We start from the raw sequence: 24,560 nt of genomic DNA, 5'->3' as shown, positions 1-24,560 counted from the left end.
AATTAATAGCCCGCCTGAAAGTCATGCATTCTTTTTGAACCTGCCATTTGTTGTAAAAAGCTGTCCATTCCTGAACCGCCGTTACCATTGCTAGAAACGATTGCAGAAAGAATATTTTTCAATAATGAATTCTGCTCTTGTGTAGCCATTAATTGGGACTGCATCGTATCATTTAATTCATTATTTTGATTTTCAGTGTTGGGTGTTGACTGACCTCCATTCATATATTGATTTGCTTTAACCATTAAATCTAAAGCTCTTTGCTTTCTATTCAGTGGGATAACTACTTCAGGCCCAGCCTCGCCAACGATTGCTTTGGTTTCTGAGGAAACGAAACCACCATTTGCCATACGCCTGTGACCTTGAGGTCCAGAATGCAACCAATCAATTTTAGATACACCCCAAATACTTGTTGGACCAATAGAACTTTGCCATGCACTGTTATTGAAGAATGCAAGTAACTGATCAAAAGGATTCATAATATTATGGTGTCCTTTGACAGCATAGTAGTTGAATGTTGGTGGCGTATATTGCAAAATACCGCGGGCTTCATTACCTCCAGAGTTAACATCATGAATTTGTTGAACGATATTACGACCACCAGACTCTGACTGGATAACTGCTTGCAACATCTTAATGAACGAAGCACTCGGGCTAACTTTCATCATTGCTGCTGCCGCCATAATCATTTTAGGATCATAATTACCACCCATTGAGAAATCCATACTTTCCAATTGTTTCTTAAATGGTGCTGAAATAGCCTTTAAAAATCCATTAGACAGTGCAGTACCAAATTTTCTTTCAAATTGACTGCCATCAAACTTAGTTTTGTTAAAGAATTCTTTCTTTAACAATTTAAGTGGATTCTTTTTTATATCATCCAAATGATCTAATAAGTAACTCATCATATCATTCTCAGCATCACCTTTACCATTGGCGTGATGTGGAAGCGAGTTTACCATACTCATGAAATTCTCTGATAAATGATGCGGTAATATCGATGTTTCTGGTGATAAATATCTGATCTCCTCGCCTTTTGTTCCTACAGGATATATTCCGTTTGATTTATCATAAGCAAGTTCATAACCTTCTTCTCCAACTACTGCTAATCCACCAGGAGCGCCTGAGGTACCAGTTGCATATTTAGCCATCCCCAGTTTCTTTCCACCAAATGCACTTATAACAGTATTTACACCGCCAATACCTTTGTTGATTTTGCTTATCACACTTGACATGGACTTTGAAGCAATACCAGGAAGTTGGTTAAATCCACCCTTAAATGAATTAACGACTTTATTCAACCAACTCTTCCACTCGCTCATAAACGAATTTGTAAAGTTCTTCTCTCTCGACTTCAGCTTGTTAGTATCGCTATTAAAAGTACTTACAATTGTATTCATTCGGCTCTTCAAGTTACTATTTGCGCTCTTCCAAACATTGTTCCAACTCTTCTGGAATGTTCTATCGAAGGATTTAAGACCTTTCTCAATAGTCTTCATTGAATTATTGAAACTAGAGGCGAATGTATTACCCTTGGTGGCCTTGTTTGCTGTATCAATTTGTTTCTTTAATACAGTACCAATATTTGTTTTATTAAGAGTTTTTGTTAATGAAGTAAAATCCTTTTCTAATTTTCCAAAGGGATTTGATTTACCATAGCTTTTAAGAAATTTATTGAGAGTGTCGAATGCTTGTCCAACTTTAATTATTGGTTTTTCGAATTTAGTCCAATTTGGAGTACTCTTCTTGATACTCTTGTCCAAATCCTTAATCTGCTCAGCTAATTTATTTTTCTTGAGATTCTTACTCATTTTATTCAAGTAATCATCTAATTTACTTTTCTTAACCGTAGATTCAAGCTTTGGTAAATCCTTATTCAGCGCTGCAAAGGCGTCGGTCTTCGCCATTGATTTAGAAAATTGAGTTAATGTTTTGAATGCATCACCAACTTTTTTAATTGGTTTTGCCATCTTATCCCAATTTTTGCTGGAACCCGATAATCGCTTATTAATAGAATCTAGATCCTTGCTAGGATCATTCTTCTTCAAGAACGATTTAAGATCTTTAATGGCGTCCTTATAATTCTTGATTGGCTTAACCATTGCTTTAACGTTTTCAATATCTTTCTTTGAAACATGTGTGGTTGCGACACTCTCAACTGCATCTTTGGTAGAAGTTTTGGAAGATTTAGATTTTTCACGCTTATAATCCTTAATCTTCTTATCCCATTTATCAAAAATTGCTTTTTGCTTCTCAAAATTCTTGGCAGCGTCTGCATCTGCCTTCTTTTGATCGAAGTTATTTTCAAGTAAATTACCAAAGTCCGCTTTTTTATTGGTGTTGTCCATGTTTTCTTTGGCGTTCTCACGTTTCTGTTTCATGTACTCTAAAGATTTACTGTCATAAAATGTACCATTTTTAAGCAAGTTACTAATGCTAGGTGCCGCATATTTTCCAATTTGGTCTCCCAATTGTGAACCAATCATTGCACCAACTGGACCACCCAGAACTGCACCTATACCAGTTCCAAGCGCAGTACCAACTGCTTCTCCAGACTTTGTAACTCTTTCCTGAGGATTCTTTGCATTAATAGCACCGACAACATCAAACCCTACTTCCACAGCGCTCATACCTAAAGCAAACTTACCCATAGTAGATTTGCCCATAGCCATGATATTAGAACCCATTTGACTTGAAGAAAGTTTTGTAGAAAGTTTGTTGTTGAAACTTGTTGCGGTATTATCAGCTAAATTGCTTGCTTCAATTGGTAAGTCACTTTTCTTCAAAGATCCAGACAGTTTGCTGAACAATCCAGTTATTTCGTTTAGTTTTAATGCAAAGTTGGACATTTTATTTACGGCCCATATAGCTGCAATCGACCCGCCAATTACCTCAACAGCAGTCTTATGTTTTGCTAGATTGGTAACAAATTCATTCATAACATGTAAAGGATCTTTTGCTTTCTCCCCGTTAGAAGAAACAAGGCCAAAAGCACCACCAATTACTTTTAATGTTCCAGCAAAAGTATTCCAAACACCTTTAGCCAAATATCCAACGATTTTTCCTGTACTAGTTACGATTCCTTGAACATCTTCATGATGTTGACCTAAATAACCAAAAAAGGCCGCAACATTATCAGTCAAATGACCGACAGTTTTTCCAATTCCTTGAATATCTTTTTCAAATTCTTTTGAACCAGCACCTTTAGCGAGTTTATCGCCAATTTGAGTGATCGCAGGAAGAGCGTTAGAGGCGATTGTCATAGTAATAGAATCAAATGCTTGCTTTAATCTATCTAATGCAACTTTACCAGTCTTACTATTCTTTTCAGCCAACTTAGCTACATAGTTATTTTTTGATGACTCTTCGACTTTTTTATTCAACTCACCTAGCTGCTTGGCATTATCAGCTAAAATCAATCCGGCTTGTTGTCCTGTTGTACCAAAAATACTGTGGAATAAGTCAACCTTACTTTGTTTACTCATTCCTTGTGTATGTTCATTCAGCAGACCGAAAATGTCAGTCATCGACTTGAGTTTTCCATCTTGTCCAACGAAATCCTTGGTACTCAATCCCATCTGACCTAAAGCATCAGAAGCACCCTTAGTTGGAGAAATAAGACTATTAATTGCTTTTCGCAGACCTGTACCCAATGTGTTATCGTAAAGGCTCTTTATCCTTTACTTCTTATGCTTTCACATAAGTTCAGACTATATCTCGGTCTCCAACTTTACTTGTTGAGATCTTCCGCCTTCGTGGATATTTCTCCATACAAAAAGAGCACCAATTAAGTGCTCTTTGTTTAGGTTACTTTATCTAGTCGTTACGCCTTCCGAAAGTTTCCTATTCGGCTTGGTTCGGGATCAACATATGATTATCTAAGAATTCATTTACTACTTTTCTAAAATCACGTAGCCTTCCCCGAGTTAACGGAATTCTTTTTCAAAAGTATTTCTACTTAAGCGGCCAGTGAATAGTTATCACTTATAATAACTATAAGTTTAGCCTTGTCTGCTTCAAGCCCATTATTACTTAAGATACCCATCGCACTAGAAGTTTCACTTAAACTAAATCCAGCTTGATGAGCTGTTGATCCTACATAAGACATTCCAATTCCTAAATCAGAGAAATTGGTAGCTGTCATATCGGCAGCATATGCAAGGTCATTAACCGCTGTCTTGGTATTCTTAATCATCCCTTTTGTGGAATCAGTTCTCATACCAAATGCTTCTAAAGTTTGCGAAGATACTTTTACAACGTCAGCAAAATCGTCACCGGATGCAACAGAAGCTTGTAGTTCAGAGCGCATTGCTCCTAGTGCTTGCTTTGAGTTATAACCACGTTTTACAAGATCTTGATATCCTAAAGCAATTTCATTTTGAGATTTACCATATTTCAGTGCATATTGCTGACCATCTTTTTGCATCTCAGCAACGTTTCTTGTAACTTCACTAACTTTTTCTCCACCAGTTACAAGTAAATTGCTAGTAACCTTAGTAGTATTTTGTAGTTCAGTAGCGTTTCGTGCTCCGCTTGCTAATGCAGCACCCAAAGCCGTACCTGCAAGTGTTGCAGTTAAGGCAAGATTCTTCAAATGAGAAGCTGTATTTTTAATGGAGTCCCGAGTCATTGATAGAACTTGCTTACTTTTACCAACGTTCTCTCTGAAACCAACAAAGTGTGTGCCAGCAATTCCCAATTGAGTGCCTAACTCACGATATCTTGAATTACTTCTGCCTATTTCAGCACCAAGCTCATTGACACGAGTCTGTTGCTGTGAAAATTCTTTTGACGTTGATCCACTATACTTCTTAACATTTTGAAGTTGTTTGGATTCTTTTTCATATAATGAATTTAAATCAGTAATTCGTTTCTTGAGAGCTTCTCTTTCAGTTGAATTGGCTTTGATACTTTGGCCTTCAGCTTTGTACTTTTCGATTAGACTATCAGTGACAGATTTAGTACGTTCAAGAGCATCTTTTTGTTTCATTATTCCTTGATTGTATAAATCTAAAACATTCTTAGCACGTTCTTGTTGCTGAGACATGTTGCTCATTTGTCGAGTTGCATTATTAATTTTGCTGGCCAAATCGGAATACTTTTTAGACCCTTCAGATGTGGAGGTGTCCAAAAGCTTCATTTCATCTTTAAGTCTATTGATATAATTCTTCTGACCTTCAATGGAGCGATTGAGACCGTCAACCTTTGACTTATATGCATTTTGGTAGTCGCCATTGGCTCTCAAGACCGCTTCATTTGCTTTCCACTCTGAAGTGAGAGCACGTACTTGGTTTTTCAATGACTTGATTGAGCCTTCCGACTGAATGGTATCAATATGAATACCAGTGTTTAATTGCATATCTTTTGCCATTTATTTTCCTCCCTTCTGGAAAATTGATGCAATTCCACCCGTTCGAATGAAATCGCCTAAATTCATTTGTCCAACGTCATTATTTGGATTTTCATTTTTTCTTTTTTCACTCATAACTTCTACAAGCAAAAAATAAGGCTGAGATTCTACGGTTTCGATATCCCAGCCCATGTTTTCCATTAAGCCTCGTTCAAAATCTAAGAATTCATTTAAAACCTCTGAAGGAGCCACATAATCTGACTCTTCTACTTTTTTGGGTCTGTATCATCATTAGTAATTAGATTTGAAATCTTAGCAGTAGTCGCAGCTACTTCTTCATTTGATAATTCTTCTAACTTTGTGAATTCAGCATCACTTAAATTCAAAGTTTCTTGAATGAACTCTAAACTTGCATTTATTTGTTCAATAGAAATATCTGTTAGACTTGCAGTCGCATCAACAATTGCTGAATAGTTATCTTCATTGCCAAGATCTGAATCTGCTAATTCTTTGTATTCATTCATTTTTACATGTGACTGTTTTTGTGTAAGCACGTCTTTCTTTTGAAATTCCAATGCTAGTCTGAAATTCTTGACTGACTTTTTAATAATGCGTTTCTTTCCTAAAAATGTAATTGTTGCTTGTGTCTTTGACATATTCTCTCCTTATCGTCTCACGTTTCTCGTCTCTGTTTATAGTTTTAATATACAGTAATGGTCAGCTTATTTAGAGGTATCATAATACCGTTAATAACAAAACTACCCGTTGCCTCGTAGACACCTTTCTTGCTAAACTCACCCTTAATCTCAATATGAGAACTAAACAATCCATCGTAAACTTTTTGAACATATAGTTTGCCTGCTGTTGGGTCACTAAGGTACAAATGTACATTACTGATGTCCACACTAGCTACGTTTGTAGTTCCGTTTTCATATTGATACATAGGATAAACAATTTTGCTAAGTCCACCACTGGTAGTAGCGTTGACTTTATCAATAACCTTTCTGGTCTTGAAAATCAATCCTTCTTCCACAGCGGGGGCGATCCAGCGATACGTTGTAGCACTAGATGGTGTCTTAACCGCCAACTCTGGCGAGTGAGCAAGGTGATTAGCGGGATAATTATCATAAGCAGTCATTATCTTGTAATCAGTATTCGGGGAAATTTTATCAAGTGTAAACTCCCCCGCTTTTAATTTTTTGCTTGCATTTCTCCGTTGACAAATAAATTCATTGGTTTAGCTTCATCGTCATCGTATATCTTAAGTACCATGTGGTCATTTGAAATCCAAACGACTTCAGGAGCTTTAGGAACATCCAATGCGGAAACTGAAACTGGCAATGAGTAATCATCTAAAGCATATCCATTAGAAGAAACACCTGTGAATTTTAATTCACCGCTTGCCATTGATTGAGCAGTGATAGTAATTTTAGTCTTATCTTCTGCGTCTTGAGTAACTGTAAAGGCACTCTCATTAGATGATGCAACTGCAAATTGCAAATCGGCATTAACTAACTCAACATTATTTTCCAAACCTAAAATATTAATTACTGATTTATCACCAGCCGTTAATGATAGTTTGGTTGTTCTACTACCACCGGTTACGGCAATAATTGACCTTGCTGTTGGGTTAGTAAAAGTCTTAACAGATAATGGTGCCGACTGGTCTGACTCTGACCCATTAACAATTTGAGTTAACGTAAATTCATAAGAAGTATTCGGTGTAAGTTCATTAACGATTTCTTCTTTAGTAACGTTCTTTTTATACAACGTTCCATTTTTATAAAGATTTAGTTGCAAAAATATTTACCCCTTTCTAAAAGTCAACCCGTCTTGATGAATAATCACTAGACAAGCCACTAAATGATTTATCTTTCTTAGTACCCAGCTCTGCATACTTATCACTAAGCCTTTGAAGAACTGGTTTTGCTGGGAGTTTCCACGCCGCCAGCATTAGTAATTTTTTGTCCAAATACGTCCATCTCATACTTATCAATATCAAAATCATCATCTTCAATAGCTTCAACATATGTTTTGCCATCATTTCTGTCTACTGCAGTAAATGTTAAATTGTCTTGCGAATAAACAGTTGTATTTGTGTTTGTCTTTGGATCAACGTTACCTAAACTAAATCTTCCTTTGAGAAGTGCGATTCTAGCCTTGGCTTTTTCATTTTGTGCATCATGTGAAATCAGTTCAAATACACAATAAGGTGCTTCTGTATCTGATGAAATTGTTTGATATCCATCTTTTGTATCCATTCCAAGAATTTTTGCACGAACAGCTTTATCCATTGTATTTGCTACAAAGGCAACTGAGATATTTCCTGTACCTTTTCCTGGAGTCTTCCAAACTTGGTCCGATCCATTGATTGGAGTTGTAGTAGGTGCAATGTTTGTGATAGATGCACTAACCGTTGAACCAAAAGTTTTGCTATCTGGTCCGATATCAAAAATATTTTCTGGTTTGATTGTTTCATCATCAATCGCGTTATAAATACCAATTCTTACTCTTTCAAAACCTGATAATGCCATATTAAATTTCCTCCGTATGTTCGTATTTCATAGTTCTACTAAAAGCTCCCGTCACCGGATCAATATCTGGATAAGAGTCTATTTGGTAGAAGTATTGTTTTTCCAATATTTGATTAATTTTGTTTTGTGTATTTTCGTCATCCGTATCACCACGATAAAAAATTTGTATTTCTATCATTTGATCCTTAGCTGTACTGATATCACTTGCACGATTTGTAAAGATATTATGTATTTCAGATACTAGGACGACTGTTTTTTCAACATCCACATATTGCTGCGGAATGTTTTGAGCAAAAAAATTGGATGAATCAATTTTTAATTCATCCGAGTTTTCTTTTAATATATCTAAAATCACATTTGAGACCATGTTAATCTCCATTTAATTGTCTATAGACTTTCGCCTCAGCTTCTAAAACATCATACTTACTCTCTTCAATTGAACGTTCTTGAAAATGAAGTCCTGGAATGTACTTAGTACTATGAGAATTTTTACCTTTCCCACCATGAGCCATATAGCCATCATTTAAAAATCGTGCTATATAGCCAGGATTTTCTTTATCATTCTTGAATCCAACAAAAGTGGCACCATCTTCAGATTTATATCTCATTGAAATCGATTTAGACAAATCTATCTTGGTATCTCTTGAATGTTTTCCCTTATGAAGAGAATTGTTCATATTTTTTGTAAGCAGTTGTTTATAAACTTCTGCACCCGCCTTTGTCATTGCTTTCTTTTGAGTTTCAGTTGGAATTAATTTACCTAGCTCGTTGTCTAACTGTTCTAAGCCTTCAACTAAATCCAATTTTGTCATCTCTTTTCAGACTGATAAGGTCATACGCATCAGCAATATTTTCAGAATCTGGGTTATAGTCTGTTATTTGATAACTCTGATGGTCTAATACTGCGTACTTAGCACCATTTAATCCCTTTGCTTGGTGACGTACGATTACTATTACATCGAAACTATCAGGGGTTCCAAGCAATGTGACTTTTTGATTCATAGTAAGTGTATATAGACCACACCAAATGGTGTTGATAGGGGTTAATACTGGTTTGTTTGTATGCTGTGCAGTTTCTTTATTTCCTACACCACATAAGGAAAGACGTTTATTAAGACGGCTGAAATTAATTCTTTGAACCATTTGCGCCACCTCGTTGCTCTAAATCAATATACTTGCCTCTAAGTTGTCCAATGATCGAATAACTGACCAAGTCGACTTCACTGACTGCGTTTCCTACAATTGCCGAACGATAAGTATAATAAGAGCTTGCAATTGCAATAACTACCATTTCAAATTGATCCTTAATGTCGGCAAGCTCATAAAATCCTGTCATAATGCCATCATCATAACCAATAGCACCAATCACATAAGATTTGGCAGCGGAAATATTTCTCTTTAAAATTTCGTCATCTTCGTCTCCATCAACACGTAAACTGAGCTTAAGCACTTGCAATAACTTATCGTCATTCATGAAGTGACCTCCTATTCAGCCTTAATAGTTGTTTCTTTATCATTTGATGTTAAAGAAATCTCACTAGGCTTTACTGGGTGTTGGAGTTGTTGTTCCAGCCAAAGTTAATAAGAAAGCACCTTCTGAATCAGTAACTTCCGTATCAAAACGAATATTACCGGCAAGAATTTGGCCGTATGTTGGATTATCTTGCCAACGAATAGTATTTTGATTTCTGTCAAAGAATGTAATAGCACGTGGGTCACCAATCCAAGCAATGGCATCACCAGATTTTCCAAGCAATGTATCAGGAATACGAACTAGGTCTAATCCTAATAACATTTTGCCTGTTCCTTGAGCAATATTATCTTGTAGTAAGTAATGACCTTGCTTGTCTTTTAATGTATCAACGGCTTGAATAAAGCTTGAAGTAGCGACAATCTTAGGCATATAAGCTGGGTCGAGCTTTACATTGAGAATTTCTTTAATTGAGTCTGTAATGTCATCTTTTGATGAAAGTGAAACAGGTGTAGCTGTCTTCATCTTTTCAGCAATTGCTTGATTAGTAGTATTCAAGATTTGTTTTTGGATATATTGACCAATAAGACCAGCAACATCAAAGTCTGTATCATCAATCATTTCTTGAGAGATTGGCAATTGTCCACGATATGTAGCTACCTTATAATCGATTGACTTGAAAGTTGGATTGGCTAGTGTTGGATTTTGTTCCAATTCTTCAACAGTATGGAATACGGCATCAACTTTATCCTGTACTGGATATGTTCCAGAAGCAGTTGTTACTGAGGTATTTTGTACAAATTGTCTCAAATCATATTGAGTTTGCACTGGTTGTTTAGGATCATAAACAATATCCTTTGGAACAATAACTTCATTACCGACTTCCTTGACACCATCACGTTTTTCACCACGTGAATGAACATAGGCGTTTAGTGCTGAACGTACTTCTTCTTGTGGCTTAACAGTGATCTTGTTTCTTACTTCTTTATTTTGAAATGTCTTTTCTGGCATTGATCTTTTATCCTCTTTCTTTTTATCACCTTCATCAGATGATTTATCTTCATCCTCTGAATCTTTCTTATCATCATCGTTATTCTTAGTAATCATGCTCTTAGCACGTTCGATTTCTTTGGAATTTTCAAAATCTTTAGTAAGGCTTCTGATCTCTTCCATTTTTTTATCTTTTTCTTCTTGTGGTGCATCGCTTCTGATGAATTTTTCTGCTTCATCAATTTTTGTTTGAATTTCTTTAATATCCATATAATTTACTCCTTAATTTGATGAGTTCTAATTCAGAACCCAATGATTTAATTTCTTGTTGCTTAAATTTATCTAAAGAACGTTTTGATACAGTAGTTTCTTGATAGGCAGGCATTGGTGTAATAGACAATTCAAATAGATCATCAATCTCAGTAATATGTCTAATAGCGGTGTCAGAAGCAGTATTTTGCCAGCTGTCATTTCTAATGGTGAATCCAAATGAGCAACCTTTTAAATTACCGTTTCTAACATTTTCTGAAACATCACTACCAAGCGTCGTATCAGGAATTTGGGCATTAAAAAACAGCCCTCTATCATCTACTTGAAGTGATAAAGTGCTGCTATCTGTTCTTGCTAAAATGTTGTCCCAATTGTGGTTATAAAGTAATTGAACCTTACTTAAATCAACACCATCTAATGCTGACCTATCAACATATTCAATAAATCCGCCTAAGTCTTCACTTGGTTGGTCAAATATAATTGCATAACCTGATAAATTATTACCATTACTCTCGGCACGCTTTTCAAGCTTAAAATCACTATTATTAGCTACTCTAATTTCCTTGATTTTGTTCACTATCATCACCACCCTTCTCCGTTACCGTTGTCTTTGTCACAACGGGTGGTAAAGGATTATCAGTTTCATTCATTGCCTCTACCGTCAATAAATCTGAATTGCTCTTAAGTAAAATATTTTGAGCGAGTTCCGAACTTATAACACCGTTCTTTACAAGATTGGATACTCTATTTTCCACTTGTTGGCCATCAATGTCAGATACTTGGTTAATATCGTAATCAATATTTCCGTTAAGTTTTAAACTGAGCTCAGATTGAACACCCCTTATATATCTACCGATAGTTTGCGAGTACTGAATAGCAACTTGTTCAATATTTGAATGTTCACTTTCTGTACCTAAATAATCTTGGGGAACTCCATATACTTTGGCAATCTGATCACCAGTCCAATCTGTAGAAGAAAGAAGCTTAGATATATCCTTATTAATTTCTAAAGATTGGTAATCTTCCAAAGCATCTAAAACGATTGTATGTCCGTTTTTAGATGTCTCTTCAAATTTATTCCTTACGCTATTTCTAATTTTAGGGTTGCTTAAATCTCCACGGTTTAGTTTCAAAATACCCGATATATTAAGACCATTTTTCATCGCGTCTAAAGCTAGTCCCTTATTAGCATCTTGTAATTGAAGTTCCTTAGATAAAGCACTCAAGGGGGAGATTCCAACTAATCCCCCGTCAATACTCATGGTCTTCAAATGAATTATCTGTGAACTGGGAACATTATTCATATCTGGTTCTTGAGTATCAGGAAATGTTAAATCATAAGTTAAGTTCTCACCATCACCCGACTTGTAAATATTAACTTGAGATGGTTTCAGATACTCCAGATGGTCACTTCTGTTAGATTTATCACCCCAAATGTAGGCATAAGAATTTCCTGTTAGAAGCATTTGTGCATACATTGATCGCCAAAAAGCAAAGCTATTAGTTAAATGACTGGGATTAGTTAATACTTTTTTAGTAAAGCTATTATCCGTTTGAAAATGTACACTGGCCATATCTTCAGAAAGCTTATTTACAACTGCAAATACATCTGAGTATTTCAATGCTTTAGTAGCTGACACATAACCAGAGTTAAATACTAGCTGGCCATTTCTCAATGAATAACCTAATTCATAATCTCCACTCCCCAACATCTGGTAAGGCTTACTTGTTGGTCTTAATGATCTGAATAACATGTGCTCACTTCCTTTCTACCGTTATTAAAATCATTTTTGGGGTTTATTTAATATGTAAGTGACTACGAACAAGCTACCAGCCACAACATAATTACCAATTAGACTTCCAAAATGATAAGAATTTACATCGACAATCACTAAAGCCAATAAAAAAAGCACGGTGTCTATGTTTGATAGAAACCAATGCTTCAAATTATTTAATATTTTCTTCATGTTGTTCTCCTAAAAACCAAAATCATCCGATTCCAAATAATCCTGGATTGCTTGGTCACTATATTTGCTAAGTGGATCATCACGGTCACGCATATCATTAAAGTAATACATTGCCTGATACATTGCGTCGATCAAAGCATCAACCACATCAATTTTCATTGATTGTTTTGATTTACCAATCTCCATACCAGCCTTATTTTCACCAACTTCCGCATTCAGAAGGGCCTTTTTCATGATCTCATCATCTAAATGTGTCACATTTCTGTGGAAAAAACTATCTTGAATATATTTGATAGATTCAGAAAGGTTATAACTAGTTTGTCTCAAAGGTTCAATCGGCCAATCAGTCTCATCGTTTAGTGTTTGAATAAAATTATTAGTTCTCAATGCATCATAACCAAAGAACTTAACATTTAAATCCCTCTCTTGAACGTAATTAAGTAACCAATTGTATACTTGATCAAGATTAATTAGTCCACGCTCATTATTAGTGATTGTAGCGAACCCTAAATCTGCAAACTTTCGATATTCAATGCCATCAGATTTTTCTTTAGCCTCAATGGAACCAAGTAATTTCCAAGGAACAAAGGAATGTTGTTCAATGTGAAATAGGTTTTGTCCATTCGACCGATATGGATATATAAAGGCAAGAGCTGTGTTATCTGAAGTTAAACTGGCATCAAATCCAATATATACATCTCTACCCTTAACATCAAAATCATCAATAGTAGTTGAATCCCAATCTTCATTATCAATGTATGAATTAACCTTATGATCCAGCCAAATATTTAGATTTTTGTTTGCAAAACTAAATTCTTGCGAGTTGATACGTTTAATGTCTAATTCTCGCTGCAGACCAGAAATAAGACCATCATGTTTATCTGGTAAATCCAGCAATGGATTACTCTTTACCCAGGTTTCAGGTTTATTGATTTCATCTTCACTATCCTGAGACCAAATAAGGGCCAATTGATGGTCGCCTTCTCGCTTATCATCCTGTTCCATAGCACGAATAACAACATCTTCTTCTTGCTTGAAGGGAACAGTCGAGTCGGGGTAAGCAGTAGAAATTTGAATAAATTGAGAATTAGGTGTGTTAATTTGACCAGAAGTAATTTTGTCGGTTACCACGCTATGATTAGTTTCGCCAGCCTCATCGAATATAGCTGATAAGAAGTGATAACTATCAAACTTGCCTGACTCAGCAGACAATTGTAATAATCGATTATTCGTATTTCTTTGAATAACCCGATTAAACTGTACGTCCATGTCAGTTTTCTTCTTATATTCTTTAAATACTGGATTAGTAGTGGTCAATTGATTCATCATGGTTGAAATATAACCGTAGATTTTTTTGGCTTGCTCGGTAATGTTACTTGTAACCATTAGGTCTTGGTTATTCTTTCCGCTGGCCTCGATTAAATATGCATAACAAGCAATTATCGCACAAAGATAGGTTTTTCCTTGTGCTCTAGCAACAGACACTATGACTGAACTGTATCGCTTGTTCTTATTACTATCTCTCCAACCAAATATTTGACATAAGATAAAATTCTGCCAAGCCATTAATGCGACAGGCTTACCTGTATCGACATTGGGACAAATTTTTGCAAAGTTCATTACCTGCTTACACTTTGTTAAATCATAATAAAAAGGGAAATTATTCGCATTATTTTCAACACGTTTGAGATCCCTTAAATGTCTGTAACAAGCTAATTTAATATTATAACCAGTAGTCCTCTTACCGTTTAAAACTTCAAAGCAGTATTTTGTTCCTTCATCTTGATATTTCTTCTGTATATCTGTGAAGTCCTCATTGGAGTACTGCTTCAATAATTGTTTTTCTTTGTCACTCTGTCTTAATTTTGTTAAGTCCATAACATTAACCACCAAACGCCTTCATCGCTTCATTAATATCTATATTGTTATCCGATTCCGTATTAGCATTCTGTGAACGTGAATTATAATCGATACCTAAAATCATGCCTAGTGATCTTAAATTTTTTGTAGCTGTATCAGCAACGTTAACGGCTGGATTCTTTTTCAAATTCCCATTTGAATCCTCATATACACTTCCATATTTCTTTATAGTATTAACTGCATCACGATGTTCTTGATATTGCATACAAAACAATTCAAAGTTAGTACTGTCTAAGGATGTAACCATACCTACCTTATTTAATTCAGGAGCCAACTCTTTCCATAATTGTTTTGCATATTTCGGCAAGTGTGCAGGTGGTTTTTCATTAAGCTCATTTAATTTCTTATTTGCCTCTATTAGGGCCTCTTTATTCTTGTTCTGCTCTGGATGCTTTGGATCTACTACTGCTAAATTGCGCTTCCGCCCTGCATTTGGTTGCTTCATATCATCACCTCCTAGGTAAAAACTTTTGATTTTGGGGTTATTTTTTTAGCTCATGCCCACTGTGCGAGCTGTCTCCCTTGCGACAGTAGGCCGGGGGCTATTTTGAAAAATTGGGTAAGTCAGAAATATTTTTCAATAAAATATCTTTTTTAACTTTTTGCTTATCATTTCTATAACCAGTCTTATAAAATCCTTGTTCCCATTCCGTCTTTCGTCTATGGCATGAATAACAAATCGTTGACAGATTATCCACATCCGTTATCAAATCTGGAGCAACTTGACCTGGCACAATGTGATCTACCGTCTTGCTGGGTCTAATAATGCCGAACCTTAGGCAATACTGGCATAAGTAATTGTCTCTCGTTAATACATACTCACGTATCTTCTTCCATTGCTTTGAATGATAGAACGACTCACGTTGTCTTCGTTCTTCTGATTGACTACGTACTTGCTTGTTATAAGACTTGGTATGTCTCTTGATATGTTTACGTTGTTCTTCCTTACGTTGCTCATAGAGTTGTATATCGCTCTTATGGGCATCACAGAATACTTGTTCACGTGGTACTAATGTATGGCAACCAAGATGTTTACATCTACTCATCAACATTGGCAATACCATCGATGAAACCAACAATAAGACTTAACACTACTTTAAGTATGATTGGTAAGAACGCTAACCACCATGACCACGTGATGAATGATAGCAGCTTAGCAACCACAAAGATGAGAGTGAGTAGTTCTAGAAAGCCTATGTGCGATGTATTATTATTATTCATTTGTTTTCCTCCTAATAAAAAAAGATTATCAAGGCATACCTTGATAATGTGTAACGTGCTAAAAATAACTATTGCAATCCCATTTTAATAAGATGATGTCGATTGGAATTATTAAGATAAAACAAAGGACACCCCTAAATAAAGGATGTCTTTTTTTGTTGCAATAGGAACGACAGGACTCGAACCTGTGCCGTTTCAATGCTCTACCAACTGAGCTACGTTCCTAACGATATCCATTCATGACTGATTACCGCTTTGTGGTTTGAGACCAAATAATCATGGACAAGGCCTAGATCTAATTTAAATACAACCACCTGTATCGAGAGTGTTACCAGTCGAGCTAGCTTGGCCACGTCGGCACAACACACAATAGTCATGCACCAAACGAATGGTGCCACCTGCCAATGTGGAACTTAATCTAATGACTTCCAAGAAAAGAGTATAAATATGTTGATGCCCTTTGGCATCAATAGCCATATGTCGAACGAACGATCATCACGTTTTCGTGTGGACTTAACCAATGGCTTTCCTGTTGAGGAGAATAAAATTAATTAGGGATGATACTAAAAAGTATCAATGGATAGGTATGGAATCGAACCATACAAGACGTGCACTCTCGACTTACTAAATAGTCGTCACCGAATCGTCTACTATTCATAGCGTTTACCCTTTACGCCACTATCCACTTTGACAGCCGTTATCATAAGCTGTCAAAAAATAGCAAAGAGCTAGATTTTTACGTGTTATCTCACGGTTGTTTTTAAAGAACGGTTTCTGCAGTTAGAGACAAGCTGTCTTTGTGTTATAAATATTTTATTTTTATTTTGGTTTTATAGACTATCCTTGTCTAGATCTGTTTCTTTAACTCTCTACTGATTAAAATTCTGTATGCCTTTGTTGAATCGTCGTCTTCTGGACTTACCACACTTATTTGTGCAGCTCGGTTTGTTGCTGACCAATTAGTTGGAAGAAAACCGTTATGTTTCCTTCGTTCTTCTTGCTTAGCTTTATAAACCGCCTTGATTGCAGGAACTAGTCTTTGGATATTTCGTTCAAGCAAGTCGGTTGGTATTCTTACAAACTCCCATCCTGGACTTTCTTCATTTAAGGCGTTTAGAATTTTTACATCTCTTTTTGAATCTTTTATTTGCTTGTAGTTATTAAGCATGCCATCAATTTCTAAGCACACCTTTAAATCTGGAAGTAAAAAGTCTACTCGGTAATTAAACACTTTGTACTGTGCTTTCATCTGAATTCTATTCTTCAATAACTCCATAGCTGTCATCATTTCATCAGATGATTGAAATTTATTTAAATCCTTTAAAGCAAATTGCTTAACAATCTGTGCTTCTTCATAATAATCATCGTTGTTTGATGATTGTCCAATCTGATGTACAGCCCTATCAAACATCAATACAGTTTTAAGTTTTAGATATTCTTGTGTAATATCATCATGTTTGCTTATGTATTGATCTCTGCAAAGATCATGAAATGATAATCCATCATAAGTAACTAAATCATCATCTGGAATTTCTTGATGGCAATTCCAACACTTTTTCATTCTGTTACCTCCAGATTTTATAGCCGTAGGCTATAATACTATAATAAAATTTTTGGGGTGGTATTAATAGCGATTCTAGTACCACTTTAGCAATATCCAATTTGTTTACCCAATAACTCAAGAAATTTATACCGTTTGCGGTAGATTGAGGTATGTGAACATCCCATGATATCCCCAACTATTTCCCAGTCATAATAATCATTCGATAGGTATTTCAATTCGTACATGCGCTGTTGCTCATCAGTAAATTGTTCAACTGCCTTATCACCAGCTACCTGCAATTTTAATAGCCACTGGAGCCGAATATCATTCTCACGCTTGATAACAATTTCTTCTTGTGGTCTGGATATGTGACTAGAACGCCCACCACCAATATTTTCATCAGTCTGTTTCCACGGGTGATCGAGTTCTAGGACACGAGTGGCAATTAAATTGTTGATGTTCGTGTAATCTGAATACAATTCTTCCAAATATGCTAGTTTACGTTTCGATAGTTCAATAATTAGTCACCCCCTTGGTTTGAATAGAAAATCGTATATCCGAATAATTATTGAATAGAGTTTCATGATCATTTCCGTAATCAAATCACTTACCCCCTATCCACGGGATTAAATATCATCACTGTTATTCTCCCTGACATAGAAACTATCAACATTTTTTAAGTTGTAATAACCTTTTGTTCCATTTAAAAGTTCCACACATAGCCAATTATTTGAGAGTATTTTCGTACTCACTGCTTTTTCTATGACTTCTCTGGCAAACTTTCTATGATCTTTATAAATCAAAGTTGTTGTGTATGTCTTTCTTTCACATTCATCATCAAATAGGTTATCTAACATTTCGCTCACTCCTTAAATCACGTCCACACATAGGACAATATTTTATTGGAATTTCTTCAGCAATACTATGACTTTGAAATACTTGATTATCAAGATCATAGTCAGGAATCCATAATGGTGTTTGACTTGAGTTTGGATAGGGATCAACTTCTGCATTAGGATCATATTTTTTCAATTCGTTTATTAAGCTTTTTACTTTCATTCTTCAACCTCGTACCCGTCCAGAATTGCTCGGACGCATTGAATTACACGATTATCGCGATCCTCACCAATCCAACGTGTTAGGCATAGAACTTCTTTGTCATCGTCTACATAAAAATCATGAACTTCTCCAATTAGCGCTTGAATTAAATATTCTTTGTTTTGTGCATCATTCGTTATTTTTACCCAATCATCGAACAACCTTGGCATTTTAACTGGTGTTACTTTATCAATAGCTGTATCAAGAGATTTCAACTGTTGATCATATAGGCCAGTCATTAAATTTTGGTCACTGACTAATTGTTTTATCTTGAGCAAGTCTTTTAGAACTGATTTATTGTTCATCATCTACCTCCACAGTGAACTGGATCAATCGCCCATCAATGTTTTTCATTAGTCTTCTACCTCTTCTAGCATTGGTTCGTATGCTGGGTTAATTTCTAACCATTCCTTTTTGGTCTTTTTATCTGGTATCCGTAGTTGACTCCAACGTAAATTGTCCAATAATTCATTGTAATAAATATAGTGATCTGTGGCTTTATCATGAACAATATACAGTTTATTAGGAAAAACAGCAGTTCCCATTACCACGTTGTTAATGTCTGCCATAAGATCAAACTCGTCTTCATGTCCAATTGCGAAATATTTTGCCTGCAAGTTTTCGACACTGTGGGTTCTTGCTATGAGTAGCTTACTTATTGCGTACATAGGGCTATCGTAAGCTTTACTGAGTTCTTTTAATTCCTTTAGTTCATCTGCCGTGTAATCTAGCTTTAATTTATATTTCATTGTTTTATTCATTGTCTGCCTCCAATAGTTTTTGGTTCTCGTGCAAGTTCCCAACTACAATATCTTGTGCAATATTTATTCCACCCGACGTTCAAGAACTCCTCACCATGATAAAGTGCATACACCATTTTATGCCTCGCCTTTTCTTCGTAATTTGTGATAGCTCTTTCGAGCGTTGACTCTTTTACTAACTTTTTTCCAACGTAAATCGCTTATTAAGCCGTCCTCAACTGCTGTTTTTAGTACGCCTGTTTGTATGCTGAATATCCTGCAAATTTCAGTCTTTGGAGTACCCTTGTCGAGCTGTTTTTGTACTTCGCTCCAGTTGTATTTGTAGAATTGTTCTCGTGCTTTGACTCGCTTCCGTTCTTGCTTGTGCATTGTTTCAAGCCTTGCAAGCCGTGCATTTGTAATTCTTTTCCACTTCGTATCATCAACTAGACCTTGATTTATTCCATTTCTCAAACTGCTAAGCGATAACCCGTTGTTATCGGCAATATCTGATTTCCTTAGACCCTTGTCAAAGTCCGCTTGAATAGACTTCCAGTCATATCTATTTTTTGCCACATAATTTTGTTGTTTATCTTGATACCACGCTTGTGTTTTCTTCAACAAAGGGTGGTCGTTTGGAATGCCCATGATCCCACCTTTATATTTCCGTTCCAAGTCGTAAATGATTTCTAATGCCTGTTTTTTATCCATGATTATGCGTAAAAGTCGCTTTGGTACTGCAACTCCCTTTCATGAACTCGGTTGTAGTTGTCTAGCTCTTGCACTGTTTCGTCGGAAATCTTCAAGGCGTCCGCAATGTCGATAAATGAATATCCGTTTGCTCTCATTTGAAATACTGCTAAATTTTGATCCGTCATTGTTTAACCTCCTAAAATGGTAAATCGTCGTCGGTAATATCAATGGTGTTTCCATTGTTTGCAAATGGATCGTTGTTCTGACTTGACAGTTGTTTTCCGTATGTTCCGTTTGCATTCATTCCGTTTGTTTCCTCATACGACTTTTGACGTGGTGGAATATCCGTCTTTGTTGGTTCTGATTTCAAAGGCGGTTGTGATTGAGTTGGTTCTTGTTTTGTGGGTTGTTGTTGAGTTGGTCTTGATCCTTGTTCTTGATCGTGTGATTTTGGTTCAAGCAATGAAAAGTTCTCTGCAACTACTTCGGTTACAAAAACACGGTTTCCTTGGTCGTTTTCATAAGTTCTTGTTTGAATACGTCCGTCAATTCCAACAAGTGATCCCTTGTGAGTAAAGTTTGCAAAGTTCTCCGCAGCTTTCCTCCACATAACAACGTTGATAAAGTCCGCCTCACGCTCTCCTTGTGAGTTCGTGAATGTTCTGTTGACTGCGACTGTAAAACTCGCTACGGCGTTACCGTTTGCCGTATAACGCAATTCAACGTCCCTTGTTAATCTGCCAACTAATACTGTTCTGTTTATCACGTTTATTCGTCCTCCTCGTTTTCATTTATTGTTGATACCTTGACCTCAACCCTCGGGTTTTCGTCATAATCTTTGATCGCTACTAGTTCGACAATTTGCCCGTCGTCAAACCATGCTTTTTTGAGTCCGTCGAGTATTGATTTTGTGTAGTTGTCAATATCAGACTTGACCGCAGGTCTAACTTCGTGATTTGCTCGTCGTTCGTGTTCTTTTTTTGAAACTGACTTCTGTATTCCTCTGTAAAAATGCAATTCAACTCGTAATGGTTCTCCACGATCAAAAAGTTGTTCGTCGTTGAACTCTGCACGATATTGTTCTTCGATACTCGTCTTGTACTTCGTATATTTCGGGGTATTGTACGTTCCCCACCTTGAAAACCTTGGACGTGGTGCTGCAACAGGTTCTCCCTTAATCGTGATTTTCATTAACATGTTCTTTCAACGCTTTCAGTAACCAATTACCCTCAACGAGTTGTTTATCAATGCTTTTTTTAACTTCTTCAAGCTGTGAAATGCCGAGTATGAAATTTTCTTCAAGATTTTTGTCCGCAGTATATTCTGGGACTTCAACCGATAACCGTTTTATTTTGTCGAACTGAATTTTTTGAACTTTGATCGTGCTTGTCATTACGTCGTGAGCAATCAACAACTCATTCATTGCGTGTGCTTTGCTGTCTGTGTCCACGTTGTGAATTATCTTTAAATCATTAATGAACTTTTGATCTTCCATTCCTACACCTCTCTCATGTCTTGACCGCCAAACACGATCACGTTTTCTGGTTTTCTAGTGAGCAAGCGACTTACTATTTTTCCGTGATACATTCGTTGTAGTTCTCCGCCTGCATTGTTTGTTGTAATGATATTTGCTTTGTTCTTTCGATAATCGGCTATACGGAACAACACCTCTTGTGTGAACCGTGTAGCAGGTTGAATGTCTGATCCAGTTACAAAACTGGTTTCACTTCCCAAGTCATCAAGGACGAGAACGTCGCATTTCTCGATACATTTCTCTAGTCGGTAAACGTCGTTCTTTTCAATGTTGAATTTATCAACAACCGCTTGTCGTTCGAGGTTCACGAGCATTTCCACACTCACAAACAAACAAGTTATGTCGGTATCAAGTGATTTCAAGCCGTTTAGAATGCTGACAGCCAACATTGTTTTTCCTCTTCCTGCTTTACCGGTAAATAAATAGTTCGACGTGTCCCCTTTGTATATCTTATTTGCGATATTTTGAGCTTGTGAGAGTTCTTCCTCTTGCTCTGGTGTATCTGTTAGGAAATCATCAAACGTGCTTTTGAGGTCGTCTGGATCACTCACAAGAGAGCTGTTAAACATTCGATACTTTTCTTGTGCTTTGTATTTTTTCGTGATCCGTATTTCGTCCTGCTTTCGACGTTCCTCCATGTCGATATTTTCCAAGTCAACTGTGATCCCTCGTTCTTTTTCAACTCTTTTGAGAATGTCACTCATGATCGTGCCTAAGTTCTCCATGTTGACCTCCTAATAAGGTAATTTGTCGGAGTCGTCAACCTCATATGGTTGTCCTTTGCCCCTCGGTTTTTGTTCTGCTTTTACGTCGCTTAATGTGAACAAGCTGTGATCGAGCCAATTTTTCAATATGCCGTCTGCGTAGTTCCAAGAGAGCTTGTTGCTTAGTGCTGCCTTTTCAATTGCAAGTTGAACTATTTCGTTTGCTTCGCTCTCGCTTGTTCCTTGGTTTACAAAGTCATTGATCCGATACTCGATATTTTGTTGAACATAAGGGTTCAACACTCCAATGGTTTCTTGATAAGAATTGAAAGTATCTCGGAGGGAAACAACAGCAGAAATTTCCTCTTTCTTTCCTTTGCTTTTGTTTTCTTTTGTTTTCTTTTCTTTGCTTTTCTTTTCTTTAGTTTCCTTTACTTTACTTTGTGTACTAATGTCATCATTTACCCCACTTGAACGGGGGTTATTGTCAACATTAACTACACTTGAAACGAGGTTATTGTCTGCATTAACTAAAAACCGCAATTTTTGCTGTTCTTTTCGACGTTTTGTTGCCTCCAAAAATGTTTGTTGAACTCGGCTACTTGTGAGGACGTTGTGATCGTCGAATACTTCTTTGCTGAATGTGTCATATGAAATCAATCTCTCGATTAACTGATCCATTTTTTCGATTGTCATTCCGTCAATTCGGTTGACTAATTGCATTTGACTCAACTTATCCCACTTCAAGAAATAGCCATTTCGGTAAATTGCTGTTAATAGGTACAACAGAGCAACAACGCCCTCACTGCCGAACTCTCCCATGATTGCCTCGACTTTCTCGTTCGTAGGAAAATCAACGTCCATTGGAAAGTAGTCCATGCCGTTCTTGATCGGTCTTGCCATGTTGCCCTCCTAACTGATTAAATCGTCCATGCTTGTAATGTCCCTCAACACTGCTGTTTGTCTGCAATAAGCACATTTACCGCAACGCATTGGTTCTTTTAAGCCGTTTTTTACCTCTTCGACTCTTTGCTGCATTTCTTCGATTTGATCCCGTGCTTGATCCATTCTTTTTGGTGGTATCGAAATCACTGCTTTTGCAGGAATGTCTTGTTTACTGACTGCGATAATATAAGGCGTACACATGACTCCGAACTTTTGGTAAATGAGTTGTTGGTACACATACATTTGCAACGGATAGTTGTATTCGTCCATGAATGATTGCCACATTCTTGTGTCCTCATTCCAATACTTGCGATCAATCTCTCGGGTTGTTTTGAGGTCGAGAAAAATCTTGCGTTCAAGATTTAGACAATCAATTTTGCCTTTCCACTTCACGCCGCCAATTTTTCCTTTGACGATAGTTTCTTTATCTCCCACATAGAGGTTGTTAAACATAGGATCGTCCGCAAGAGTTGCAATCATTGAGTCTGCGACCTTGTAATCTTTCAACAACGTTCCTTTTTGAGTAAGCATTTCGCTCTCGTGATCCTTAATGAACTTGTCGTGTGCTGTCTTGCTTTCAAAGTACGAATGTAAGTAGTTTCCGACTAACAAAGCCTTTGCGTTTTTATCGGGTTGATAAATGCCCTTTAGTTCCGCCATTGTTGCTGCTTCGCAATTCATGAACTTTTTGAAGAATGTTGCTGATTGATAATATCTATCCGACTCAATCGTGTAATATGTTTTCTTATTCAACACTCTGTGAATTGCTAATTGATCCATTGCTTGAACCCTCCTCTTCTGATCCGTTGATTAATTGATCCAAGTTGGTTGCAGGTTGATCCGTTTCTTCGGCTTGTACTTCTTTAATTCCATTGGTTTCCATTTGAACGTTTTGTTCGTCGTTCTCATAAGCTGTTTGCATTTCAACACTCATTGGTCCCCATTTACTGATAAGGTTTCTTATAACGGTTTTTAATGCCATTGCGTCGTAATTTGAAGCCCAAACTCCTGTTGGTTTTGCTTTTCCACTTGTCTTTGAAAATTGCTGTCTGTGATCGTCAATCATTTTTCTAGTCCAATAGACTGTCTTTTCAAAACCACTCTTTAATAAAAAGCGACCTGCATATCCAACCGGCTTTTCGTCCCCTCTGTCCTTGAAATTAGATTTGTAAACTAATTCCTCGGTCAATGGATCATAACTTTTGAACTCGTCCTCATATACGGGAACTGCCGTTAATTTTTCGTATTGTCCTGTTCTTTGTGCTAATTGGATATATCCTTTGTAGCCCATTTGTGGTTGTGCTTTGCCACCGTATGGAACTAACCACATGTAACCGAGGTTTTGATTAATTGGTAAATCTAAACTAGCAGCGACCATTGCAGAGGCAACGACACTCATTTGATCCACGTTTTTAAGTGATTGGTTACTGTTAACAACGTTAATTAGTGACGTGACAAATTGAGCTGATTTATTACCTAATACTTCCTCGAATTTTTCTGAAATCTTTGGTTCTTTTACCAGTGTTTGAATTGGTAGTCTTGACAATGCGTTTGCCATTTTGTGATCCTCTTTTCGTTGA

Annotated in this window: 33 protein-coding genes and 1 tRNA gene; all 34 read right to left on the bottom strand. The window is 36.6% G+C overall.

From position 1 onward, the window contains the following. Positions 1 to 2: 2 nt before the first annotated feature. The 34 genes from LKF16_RS01340 to LKF16_RS01175 all read right to left on the bottom strand — a co-directional run bounded on the left by LKF16_RS01340 (position 3) and on the right by LKF16_RS01175 (position 24,538). The gene (locus LKF16_RS01340) at positions 3 to 3,653 is read right to left on the bottom strand and encodes a phage tail tape measure protein (protein ID WP_291467952.1); all 3,651 of its coding nucleotides are present in this window, start codon (positions 3,651 to 3,653) and stop codon (positions 3 to 5) included. 305 nt (positions 3,654 to 3,958) lie between these two features. Beyond that, complete coding sequence (locus tag LKF16_RS01335) at positions 3,959 to 5,371, bottom strand: phage tail tape measure protein (protein WP_291711579.1); 1,413 nt, start codon at positions 5,369 to 5,371, stop codon at positions 3,959 to 3,961. After that, positions 5,372 to 5,602, bottom strand: coding sequence for a hypothetical protein (locus LKF16_RS01330; protein ID WP_048702641.1), 231 nt, complete (start codon positions 5,600 to 5,602; stop codon positions 5,372 to 5,374). Positions 5,603 to 5,616: 14 nt separating this feature from the next. Then, complete coding sequence (locus LKF16_RS01325; protein WP_048702640.1) at positions 5,617 to 6,006, bottom strand: hypothetical protein; 390 nt, start codon at positions 6,004 to 6,006, stop codon at positions 5,617 to 5,619. Between the two features lie 44 nt (positions 6,007 to 6,050). Beyond that, entirely contained in the window at positions 6,051 to 6,488 is a 438-nt protein-coding gene (locus LKF16_RS01320; protein WP_291472173.1) for a hypothetical protein, read from the bottom strand. A 53-nt stretch (positions 6,489 to 6,541) separates the two neighbouring features. Continuing rightward, entirely contained in the window at positions 6,542 to 7,150 is a 609-nt protein-coding gene (locus tag LKF16_RS01315) for a hypothetical protein (protein WP_291472171.1), read from the bottom strand. A gap of 104 nt (positions 7,151 to 7,254) precedes the next feature. Next, positions 7,255 to 7,884 (bottom strand): major tail protein, encoded by a 630-nt coding sequence (locus LKF16_RS01310; protein ID WP_291472170.1) that lies wholly within the window; start codon positions 7,882 to 7,884, stop codon positions 7,255 to 7,257. A gap of 1 nt (position 7,885) precedes the next feature. After that, complete coding sequence (locus LKF16_RS01305) at positions 7,886 to 8,251, bottom strand: DUF806 family protein (protein WP_291472169.1); 366 nt, start codon at positions 8,249 to 8,251, stop codon at positions 7,886 to 7,888. A 1-nt stretch (position 8,252) separates the two neighbouring features. Next, positions 8,253 to 8,687, bottom strand: coding sequence for an HK97 gp10 family phage protein (locus LKF16_RS01300; RefSeq protein ID WP_291472168.1), 435 nt, complete (start codon positions 8,685 to 8,687; stop codon positions 8,253 to 8,255). Further along, positions 8,674 to 9,027, bottom strand: a complete 354-nt coding sequence (locus LKF16_RS01295; RefSeq protein ID WP_125705976.1) for a hypothetical protein — start codon at positions 9,025 to 9,027, stop codon at positions 8,674 to 8,676. The genes LKF16_RS01300 and LKF16_RS01295 overlap by 14 nt, the downstream gene beginning before the upstream one ends. Beyond that, positions 9,011 to 9,358 carry a head-tail connector protein gene (locus LKF16_RS01290; RefSeq protein WP_291472167.1) on the bottom strand — a complete coding sequence of 116 codons (348 nt, stop codon included), beginning with the start codon at positions 9,356 to 9,358 and terminating at the stop codon, positions 9,011 to 9,013. The genes LKF16_RS01295 and LKF16_RS01290 overlap by 17 nt, the downstream gene beginning before the upstream one ends. Before the next feature lie 63 nt (positions 9,359 to 9,421). Further along, positions 9,422 to 10,615, bottom strand: coding sequence for a phage major capsid protein (locus LKF16_RS01285; protein ID WP_057766093.1), 1,194 nt, complete (start codon positions 10,613 to 10,615; stop codon positions 9,422 to 9,424). Continuing rightward, positions 10,605 to 11,192 carry an HK97 family phage prohead protease gene (locus LKF16_RS01280; protein ID WP_291472166.1) on the bottom strand — a complete coding sequence of 196 codons (588 nt, stop codon included), beginning with the start codon at positions 11,190 to 11,192 and terminating at the stop codon, positions 10,605 to 10,607. The genes LKF16_RS01285 and LKF16_RS01280 overlap by 11 nt, the downstream gene beginning before the upstream one ends. Next, on the bottom strand, positions 11,170 to 12,369 hold the full coding sequence (locus LKF16_RS01275) for a phage portal protein (RefSeq protein WP_048702631.1): 1,200 nt from the start codon (positions 12,367 to 12,369) through the stop codon (positions 11,170 to 11,172). Before LKF16_RS01275 ends, LKF16_RS01280 begins: the two co-directional genes overlap by 23 nt. Before the next feature lie 222 nt (positions 12,370 to 12,591). Further along, positions 12,592 to 14,460 (bottom strand): terminase large subunit, encoded by a 1,869-nt coding sequence (locus LKF16_RS01270; RefSeq protein ID WP_153494105.1) that lies wholly within the window; start codon positions 14,458 to 14,460, stop codon positions 12,592 to 12,594. A gap of 4 nt (positions 14,461 to 14,464) precedes the next feature. Further along, positions 14,465 to 14,947 carry a phage terminase small subunit P27 family gene (locus LKF16_RS01265; protein WP_291472165.1) on the bottom strand — a complete coding sequence of 161 codons (483 nt, stop codon included), beginning with the start codon at positions 14,945 to 14,947 and terminating at the stop codon, positions 14,465 to 14,467. 97 nt (positions 14,948 to 15,044) lie between these two features. Beyond that, entirely contained in the window at positions 15,045 to 15,548 is a 504-nt protein-coding gene (locus LKF16_RS01260; RefSeq protein WP_291472164.1) for an HNH endonuclease, read from the bottom strand. Beyond that, positions 15,541 to 15,723 carry a hypothetical protein gene (locus LKF16_RS01255; protein WP_291472162.1) on the bottom strand — a complete coding sequence of 61 codons (183 nt, stop codon included), beginning with the start codon at positions 15,721 to 15,723 and terminating at the stop codon, positions 15,541 to 15,543. The genes LKF16_RS01260 and LKF16_RS01255 overlap by 8 nt, the downstream gene beginning before the upstream one ends. Positions 15,724 to 15,887: 164 nt before the next feature. After that, positions 15,888 to 15,948, bottom strand: a tRNA-OTHER gene (locus LKF16_RS01250). Positions 15,949 to 16,570: 622 nt separating this feature from the next. Continuing rightward, a complete protein-coding gene (locus tag LKF16_RS01245; RefSeq protein ID WP_291472161.1) occupies positions 16,571 to 17,284 on the bottom strand; it encodes a DUF559 domain-containing protein in 714 nt (237 codons plus the stop codon). Positions 17,285 to 17,370: 86 nt separating this feature from the next. Next, on the bottom strand, positions 17,371 to 17,784 hold the full coding sequence (locus tag LKF16_RS01240; RefSeq protein WP_291472184.1) for a transcriptional regulator: 414 nt from the start codon (positions 17,782 to 17,784) through the stop codon (positions 17,371 to 17,373). 108 nt (positions 17,785 to 17,892) lie between these two features. Then, entirely contained in the window at positions 17,893 to 18,123 is a 231-nt protein-coding gene (locus tag LKF16_RS01235; protein WP_291472159.1) for a hypothetical protein, read from the bottom strand. Further along, positions 18,113 to 18,325, bottom strand: a complete 213-nt coding sequence (locus tag LKF16_RS01230) for a hypothetical protein (RefSeq protein WP_291472157.1) — start codon at positions 18,323 to 18,325, stop codon at positions 18,113 to 18,115. The genes LKF16_RS01235 and LKF16_RS01230 overlap by 11 nt, the downstream gene beginning before the upstream one ends. Further along, positions 18,322 to 18,669: a hypothetical protein gene (locus LKF16_RS01225; RefSeq protein ID WP_291472155.1), complete on the bottom strand. Its 348-nt coding sequence runs from the start codon at positions 18,667 to 18,669 to the stop codon at positions 18,322 to 18,324. The genes LKF16_RS01230 and LKF16_RS01225 overlap by 4 nt, the downstream gene beginning before the upstream one ends. Positions 18,670 to 18,717: 48 nt before the next feature. After that, positions 18,718 to 19,125, bottom strand: a complete 408-nt coding sequence (locus LKF16_RS01220; protein ID WP_291472153.1) for a hypothetical protein — start codon at positions 19,123 to 19,125, stop codon at positions 18,718 to 18,720. A gap of 117 nt (positions 19,126 to 19,242) precedes the next feature. After that, positions 19,243 to 19,752: a hypothetical protein gene (locus LKF16_RS01215; protein WP_291472739.1), complete on the bottom strand. Its 510-nt coding sequence runs from the start codon at positions 19,750 to 19,752 to the stop codon at positions 19,243 to 19,245. Positions 19,753 to 19,817: 65 nt separating this feature from the next. Continuing rightward, entirely contained in the window at positions 19,818 to 19,982 is a 165-nt protein-coding gene (locus LKF16_RS01210) for a LuxR C-terminal-related transcriptional regulator (protein WP_291472149.1), read from the bottom strand. An 11-nt stretch (positions 19,983 to 19,993) separates the two neighbouring features. Continuing rightward, positions 19,994 to 20,563, bottom strand: a complete 570-nt coding sequence (ssb, locus tag LKF16_RS01205; protein WP_291472147.1) for a single-stranded DNA-binding protein — start codon at positions 20,561 to 20,563, stop codon at positions 19,994 to 19,996. Positions 20,564 to 20,565: 2 nt separating this feature from the next. Next, positions 20,566 to 20,988: a RusA family crossover junction endodeoxyribonuclease gene (locus LKF16_RS01200; RefSeq protein WP_291472145.1), complete on the bottom strand. Its 423-nt coding sequence runs from the start codon at positions 20,986 to 20,988 to the stop codon at positions 20,566 to 20,568. Further along, positions 20,972 to 21,292, bottom strand: a complete 321-nt coding sequence (locus tag LKF16_RS01195; protein ID WP_291472143.1) for a hypothetical protein — start codon at positions 21,290 to 21,292, stop codon at positions 20,972 to 20,974. Before LKF16_RS01195 ends, LKF16_RS01200 begins: the two co-directional genes overlap by 17 nt. 2 nt (positions 21,293 to 21,294) lie before the next feature. Next, entirely contained in the window at positions 21,295 to 22,056 is a 762-nt protein-coding gene (locus LKF16_RS01190; protein WP_291472141.1) for an ATP-binding protein, read from the bottom strand. Between the two features lie 9 nt (positions 22,057 to 22,065). Further along, positions 22,066 to 22,938 (bottom strand): Lin1244/Lin1753 domain-containing protein, encoded by an 873-nt coding sequence (locus LKF16_RS01185; RefSeq protein ID WP_291472139.1) that lies wholly within the window; start codon positions 22,936 to 22,938, stop codon positions 22,066 to 22,068. 9 nt (positions 22,939 to 22,947) lie between these two features. Continuing rightward, entirely contained in the window at positions 22,948 to 23,760 is an 813-nt protein-coding gene (locus LKF16_RS01180; protein WP_291472137.1) for a PD-(D/E)XK nuclease-like domain-containing protein, read from the bottom strand. Continuing rightward, positions 23,726 to 24,538 carry a recombinase RecT gene (locus LKF16_RS01175; protein WP_291472135.1) on the bottom strand — a complete coding sequence of 271 codons (813 nt, stop codon included), beginning with the start codon at positions 24,536 to 24,538 and terminating at the stop codon, positions 23,726 to 23,728. Before LKF16_RS01175 ends, LKF16_RS01180 begins: the two co-directional genes overlap by 35 nt. Positions 24,539 to 24,560: the final 22 nt, after the last annotated feature.

It is taken from the genome of Companilactobacillus sp., from assembly GCF_022484265.1.
In the GTDB taxonomy this organism is placed as follows: domain Bacteria; phylum Bacillota; class Bacilli; order Lactobacillales; family Lactobacillaceae; genus Companilactobacillus.
The sequence above is the reverse complement of the archived record's forward strand: the minus strand, read 5'-3'. Positions and strand labels throughout refer to the sequence as shown.